Origin of the sequence: Limosilactobacillus vaginalis DSM 5837 = ATCC 49540 (assembly GCF_000159435.1) — a bacterium.
Taxonomy (GTDB): domain Bacteria; phylum Bacillota; class Bacilli; order Lactobacillales; family Lactobacillaceae; genus Limosilactobacillus; species Limosilactobacillus vaginalis.
The window spans coordinates 24679-29709 of record NZ_GG693417.1; the positions used below are offsets into that span (position 1 = coordinate 24679).

9 protein-coding genes are annotated in these 5031 nt (G+C 38.6%); 2 read left to right on the forward strand and 7 right to left on the reverse strand.

Going from position 1 to position 5031, the window contains the following annotated elements; all coding sequences use genetic code 11:
• Positions 1 to 140 precede the first annotated feature (140 nt).
• The 6 genes from HMPREF0549_RS08530 to HMPREF0549_RS08555 all read right to left on the reverse strand — a co-directional run bounded on the left by HMPREF0549_RS08530 (position 141) and on the right by HMPREF0549_RS08555 (position 3635).
• Positions 141 to 1235 (reverse strand): site-specific integrase, encoded by a 1095-nt coding sequence (locus HMPREF0549_RS08530; protein ID WP_003717893.1) that lies wholly within the window; start codon positions 1233 to 1235, stop codon positions 141 to 143.
• A 184-nt stretch (positions 1236 to 1419) separates the two neighbouring features.
• Entirely contained in the window at positions 1420 to 1881 is a 462-nt protein-coding gene (locus HMPREF0549_RS08535; RefSeq protein ID WP_040531856.1) for a hypothetical protein, read from the reverse strand.
• 18 nt (positions 1882 to 1899) lie between these two features.
• A complete protein-coding gene (locus tag HMPREF0549_RS08540; protein ID WP_003717895.1) occupies positions 1900 to 2373 on the reverse strand; it encodes a hypothetical protein in 474 nt (157 codons plus the stop codon).
• A 16-nt stretch (positions 2374 to 2389) separates the two neighbouring features.
• Positions 2390 to 2704 carry a hypothetical protein gene (locus HMPREF0549_RS08545; RefSeq protein ID WP_003717896.1) on the reverse strand — a complete coding sequence of 105 codons (315 nt, stop codon included), beginning with the start codon at positions 2702 to 2704 and terminating at the stop codon, positions 2390 to 2392.
• A gap of 62 nt (positions 2705 to 2766) precedes the next feature.
• Positions 2767 to 3198, reverse strand: coding sequence for an ImmA/IrrE family metallo-endopeptidase (locus tag HMPREF0549_RS08550; RefSeq protein ID WP_003717897.1), 432 nt, complete (start codon positions 3196 to 3198; stop codon positions 2767 to 2769).
• 14 nt (positions 3199 to 3212) lie between these two features.
• The gene (locus HMPREF0549_RS08555; RefSeq protein WP_003717898.1) at positions 3213 to 3635 is read right to left on the reverse strand and encodes a helix-turn-helix domain-containing protein; all 423 of its coding nucleotides are present in this window, start codon (positions 3633 to 3635) and stop codon (positions 3213 to 3215) included.
• A 323-nt stretch (positions 3636 to 3958) separates the two neighbouring features.
• On the opposite strand from HMPREF0549_RS08555, the gene HMPREF0549_RS08560 reads away from it, so the two are divergent.
• Positions 3959 to 4162, forward strand: coding sequence for a hypothetical protein (locus HMPREF0549_RS08560; protein ID WP_003717899.1), 204 nt, complete (start codon positions 3959 to 3961; stop codon positions 4160 to 4162).
• 131 nt (positions 4163 to 4293) lie between these two features.
• Here HMPREF0549_RS08560 and HMPREF0549_RS08565 read toward each other — a convergent pair whose 3' ends face one another.
• Positions 4294 to 4518: a hypothetical protein gene (locus HMPREF0549_RS08565; protein ID WP_003717900.1), complete on the reverse strand. Its 225-nt coding sequence runs from the start codon at positions 4516 to 4518 to the stop codon at positions 4294 to 4296.
• 61 nt (positions 4519 to 4579) lie between these two features.
• Here HMPREF0549_RS08565 and HMPREF0549_RS08570 point away from each other — a divergent pair, with 61 nt between their 5' ends.
• A complete protein-coding gene (locus HMPREF0549_RS08570) occupies positions 4580 to 4912 on the forward strand; it encodes a hypothetical protein (protein WP_003717901.1) in 333 nt (110 codons plus the stop codon).
• Positions 4913 to 5031 lie beyond the last annotated feature (119 nt).

The following is a 5031-nucleotide window of genomic DNA, read 5'->3' on the forward strand; positions in this document are numbered from 1 at the left end:
GAAGAAAATTGAAGAACTATGAAGAATAAGAAAATCACCGTTAACCCTTGATATTAAAGGATTAGCGGTGATTTTTTGATTTTAAAGAAATCATGGAAAAACATAAGAAATAATGACTTTGGGTCCCAAATGGGTCCCATTTAAATCCTTGATAGAGCAGTGATGATTTGCTTATCAGTTTTACTTTGGTACTCATCAATAAGGTAGGCGTAGGTGTTAGCAGTTATAGAAATATTACTGTGACCTAATCTTTTACTGATTGCATATAGATCTATTCCATTTGCCAATAGGAGCGCCACATGGCTGTGTCTAAGTGAATGAAAGTGAAAGTTACGTCGATCAATGTTTAAGCTCTCTAACAGGCTCCTGAGCGTTTTATTGACTGCATTACTTGTGGGGATGCTTTTGTACTGATTCATAAACACTAAATTTGATTGTCGATTATCTTGGAGTATTTTTAAGTAATGTAATAACTCAGGATTAACTTTGATTTTACGATTACTTGATTCAGTCTTCGTTGGTTTGAAATCATGAGTCTTCATATCCCACGATTTGTTGATGTTTATTGTCTGGTGTAACCAATCAATGTCATTCCAGGTTAAAGCTTGAATCTCAGCTAACCGCATACCGGTGTAAATAGCGGTGACAATCATAAAGCGACTAGTAAAGCCAGGGCGATGTTCAATCTTATCAGTCGCAGCGGTTAGTAATTGGTGAATTTCTTTGAGATTCAGGTAATCTACTTTTACGACTTTATCTTTGTTAGCAGTCAGTTCTACTCGTTGAGTAAAGTCTTTGTATAAGTAATCATCTAAGATTGCCGATTTAACACAGGCACGAATAATTGAATTAACTTTTTTAACTGTGGTAGGAGCATGAGTAGCCCCGTACTGATTGATAAACTCTTGATATTTTACACGGGTAATTGATTTTATCTTGTCATCATGAAAGAAGCCTTTGAGTGCTTCGCCAGTATATTTATAACGGTCAAGCGTAATTTCTGATAGTTTATCTTTCTTATAGGTGTTAACCCAGTTGTTGTAATAATCGACTAGACTAATTTCTTTAGCAATTTGTACACCTTTATTTAACTTGCTTTCTTGGTCTATTGCCCATTGCTTAGCAAGGAGTTTAGTAGAAAAGCCCGACTTGGACTTAGAATGACGTTTACCGTCATCATCGTACCAGCGGACTTTTGTAGACCAGGTTTTACCACGCTTAAAATAAGTTGCCATAGTATATCCCTCCAATATGCTATAATTGAAGGGTTGAATCTGTTATCCATAAAATTCAACCCATAGTCCATTCTCTGTGCCAGCAGGGGATGGGCTTTTTCATTTACCAGCTTTTTACGTCATCAGGGTTTGGACGTTATTTATCAAAGGTACTATATAACTTTATAATTTAGCGGGGGATGCTTTAGTTATGCGATATGCTTCCATCGTCTCCAACGGTGGCCGTATAGCCATCTCCAGAAAAGGTCCAGCCATTGGAAGTCCTCGTTGCCTGCAGATCGCCGTTGGCACCACCGAGCATCGCACGGGCCTGGTCCTCGGTAGTGGCCTGGTCACGTGCCTGTTGCTGACTGTTCCGGGCATTTGGCTGGGATGAGCTACTTGACTGTACCGTAGAAGATGAGGTTATTTGTTGCTGACTGGATTGTGTAGATTGGTTAATAGTAGAAGCAGAGACTAACGAAGAGCTTTGCTTCTTTTTCTTTGCTTTCTTAGCTACCTTTTTGTGGGCCTTGTGGTGCTTGACCGCTTTGGCAGACAAACTACTGCTAGAATTCTTGTGCGATTGTTGTGATACCAGGTTATTACAGCCAACTAAGGTGAGGGTGGCTAGTAAGGTGGTGCAGGTTAGGATTATCTTCTTCAATTAATCCATCTCCAATCATTAATTCTGAGGTTGGTGAAAAGTAGACTCAATGCTTGAGATTTTGGCACTTCCCTCAGCATTTACTGATCCATCTGGATTTTGATATTTAGGATCGCCAGATATATCCATAAGTTCGCCTTGCTTATATGAATCAGGATTACGGGGGTCACTTAACGGCAAGTCATATACATCTGTACCATCTGCCAGATGAGGATCACCATTATTGCTGTTGGGAATTTGACTTGATTGAGTCGAAGAGCTTTGAACACTTGATTGGCTTTGTCCGTTTGACTGGTTAGTGGAACTAATTGATGCCGCAGAACTAACGGAGGAGCGTTTCCTGTTATGCTTTTGGTGTACTTTATGATGCTTGGTTACTTTGATTGAACTGCTGCTAGAACTTTTATGCATTTGGTGTGATGCCATGTTGTTGCAGGCTGAGAGTGACATCCCAGCAAGTAATGCGGCGCAGATTAAACCTACTTTTTTCATGATTTACTCCTGAACTTTAGTTTTTATCTTTTAGTAATTTAATGATTTCTTCGTTTTGCTTGGCTAATTTATCATTCTGCTTAATTAAAAGCCAGTTCTGCTCTGAAATCCCTAAAAGAATATATTGCATGTTACGCAGAAGGTCTTTGTCACTGCCTACGATACCATTCAATGCGCCTATAAATCCCGTACCCCATAATTCCGTTTTAATACGATCTACTTGAGCGTAGTCGTCCTCAGATAAATCTTCCAAGTTACGATCTTTTAACCATTGTTGCATTTTAGCTTGCTTTTCTTGCTCTTTTTCTTCCTTTGATTTAAATAGTCCCATAATAAAGAATCTCCTTTAATTAATTCAGCTTTTAACGTCTTCAGTGTTTGGACAATAATTATTTAAAGTTCTACATATCTTTCAGCCCACAGCGGAATGCCACAAGCCTTGAGTAATTGTTCTTTAGTTTCAAAATCACGCTTGTTAATACCGTCAAGCATTAAGTCAACCATAAATTCGTTAGCTTCTGCTTCGTCTCCAATAGAAGAGAAACGAAGATTCTTTCTATCGAGATGCTCAGCGTTTCCTTTGTGTCGGCAGAAGTGATGACCAAGCTCGTGACCACAAGAATAAGTATTTTCAAACTCGCTATTTCGTGTTGAAAGCACGATGGCGGGTATTCTTTTTATCACAGTATGGTAAGCCATGATTTGTTTGCCTAGATCGTCATAATATACAGGAATGTTTTTCGCTTCGCATATTTTAATTGGATCGCGAGTCCCAGCAGAATAGATAACTTCATGAGCCTTTCGCTTAATGCGTTCTCTTAGCATAAACGGTCACCTCGTTAATCTTTATCCTTCCGGTACTTCTTTGGTGTGAACTTCTGCTTTGCAATTAGTTTTGATTGACGAATGACATTTTCAAGTGAAGCACGAAGCAGCTCGGCGTCCTCTTCGTCAATTTCCTCACCGCCGTTTTTCATATAGGCTAGGGAAGAGTCGTTACTAAGGCCTTCAGTCATATCAGTAAGGATCTTCTGAACATCTCGTTCATCTTTGCGGGTAAACTGTGGAGTATCGGTGCGGCCGAGAAGGTAATCAGTAGAAACGTGAAAACGATCTGCTACTTTAGCTAAGTCTTTACCTTTTGGCTCCTGTTCCTTCCATTTATAAATAGTGCTTTCGCCGAAGCCTAGATCCGTAGAAAGCTTTTTTATACTAATATGTTGCTTTTTTGCTAATTCCTTTATTCGTTCAAAGGTTGTCATATCAAGATAGTCCTCTCTTGATACAAGAAAATATTACCTAAATGGGAAATTACCATTGACTAATTAACCCATATAGGTTAATATATGCTTGTAAGTTAATTTGATAGAAAAAATAGCGTGTTAATTCAGCCCCTCTATAATAGTATTCTTGCCGGAATCTCAGGGGGGGCATTATTGAATATAACTATTTATTTCTTATGCCTTAATGGTACCCGTTTGGGTAATTCCAGTCAATACATTTAGGATATTTTTGGCAATTTTTCTATCATTTCATCTTACGCTGAGGTGGGCGAGGAGGATTACGTAAGAAAGGAGAATGAAGAATGCCTGAAACACTAAGCGGTCGTGAACGTATTATAAATTACTTAGCTGATCACGATATTTCTCGTGCACAGCTTGCAACTATGTATGGCATGAACAAGCAAGATGTCTCTGACTACTTAGCTGGTCGGAAGACAACACCTGCTGCAAACAAATTCATTATTACCTTAATTAAGGATTTTGGAATCAAGTATGAACGTAATTAGAAAGGAGAAAAGCATGGCTCCACAATTATTTGATTTTCACGGGCAACTAATGAAAGAAACGATTGAAACAAAAAAGGAGCCCATAAAAGCTCCTATAAAAATTGATAAAGAATCAGCACAAAAATCTCTTATCAATTTTCGTCAAAGTCTAAAAAAGATTCGATCGCATCTTTAACTAAGTTATCCATGCGTTGCTGTTGGTAAATGTGTTCGTAATTTATCTTCAGGTCTTCTGGATTATCAGTATTTTGAATTGCAACATCTTGAAGCTGTTGGCTAACTTCGGGGCTATCAAAATTCTGATTAAATTCTTTGATGAATTGCGACCAACGTTTTTCAAATTCTTCTTTAGTCATATACTTCACCACCTTTCATGGTGATTATAGCAAACGTGTTGTAAAGAAAGGATCTGATCAGATGAGTGCATTACTTGAGCTCGTCAAAGAAACACCGCCTGAGGATCGTAAGGCAGTTGCTGAGTATTTGAAACCATATCTTCTTCCACCGCAAAAGAAAGAGGCTGAAGAAAAGTGGGTTGGCGTTGAAGAACTTCGGCCATTTATTCCGGGAAATAAATCAAAGGAATGGATAAAAATGTTTATTCTACATGCTTATCCAGAAACTAGGAAATGGTCAACAGAACCATATCCCGGCAAGGGAAGAACGGTGAAGGTAAATTTGCCAGTTGCCAAAAAATGGATTTTTAACCACACGGATGAAATCGACTGGAACCAAAGTTTTCCAAGATAGGAGGTGGTTAGATGGCACAAATAGTATTTTTCACAGCAGTAGCAATTGCCATGCTGATTGTGCTGGTGAATTCGTTTCAAGGGGTAAAGAAAAAAGCCACCAAGAAGGTGACCAAATGA

What these genes read in the sequence shown, in the direction of transcription:
- HMPREF0549_RS08555 (WP_003717898.1), bottom strand. Translation starts at nt 3,635, where the DNA reads ATGACAACCTTTGAACGAATAAAGGAATTAGCAAAAAAGCAACATATT.
- HMPREF0549_RS08570 (WP_003717901.1), top strand. Translation starts at nt 4,580, where the DNA reads ATGAGTGCATTACTTGAGCTCGTCAAAGAAACACCGCCTGAGGATCGT.
- HMPREF0549_RS08565 (WP_003717900.1), bottom strand. Translation starts at nt 4,518, where the DNA reads ATGACTAAAGAAGAATTTGAAAAACGTTGGTCGCAATTCATCAAAGAA.
- HMPREF0549_RS08545 (WP_003717896.1), bottom strand. Translation starts at nt 2,704, where the DNA reads ATGGGACTATTTAAATCAAAGGAAGAAAAAGAGCAAGAAAAGCAAGCT.
- HMPREF0549_RS08530 (WP_003717893.1), bottom strand. Translation starts at nt 1,235, where the DNA reads ATGGCAACTTATTTTAAGCGTGGTAAAACCTGGTCTACAAAAGTCCGC.
- HMPREF0549_RS08550 (WP_003717897.1), bottom strand. Translation starts at nt 3,198, where the DNA reads ATGCTAAGAGAACGCATTAAGCGAAAGGCTCATGAAGTTATCTATTCT.
- HMPREF0549_RS08540 (WP_003717895.1), bottom strand. Translation starts at nt 2,373, where the DNA reads ATGAAAAAAGTAGGTTTAATCTGCGCCGCATTACTTGCTGGGATGTCA.
- HMPREF0549_RS08560 (WP_003717899.1), top strand. Translation starts at nt 3,959, where the DNA reads ATGCCTGAAACACTAAGCGGTCGTGAACGTATTATAAATTACTTAGCT.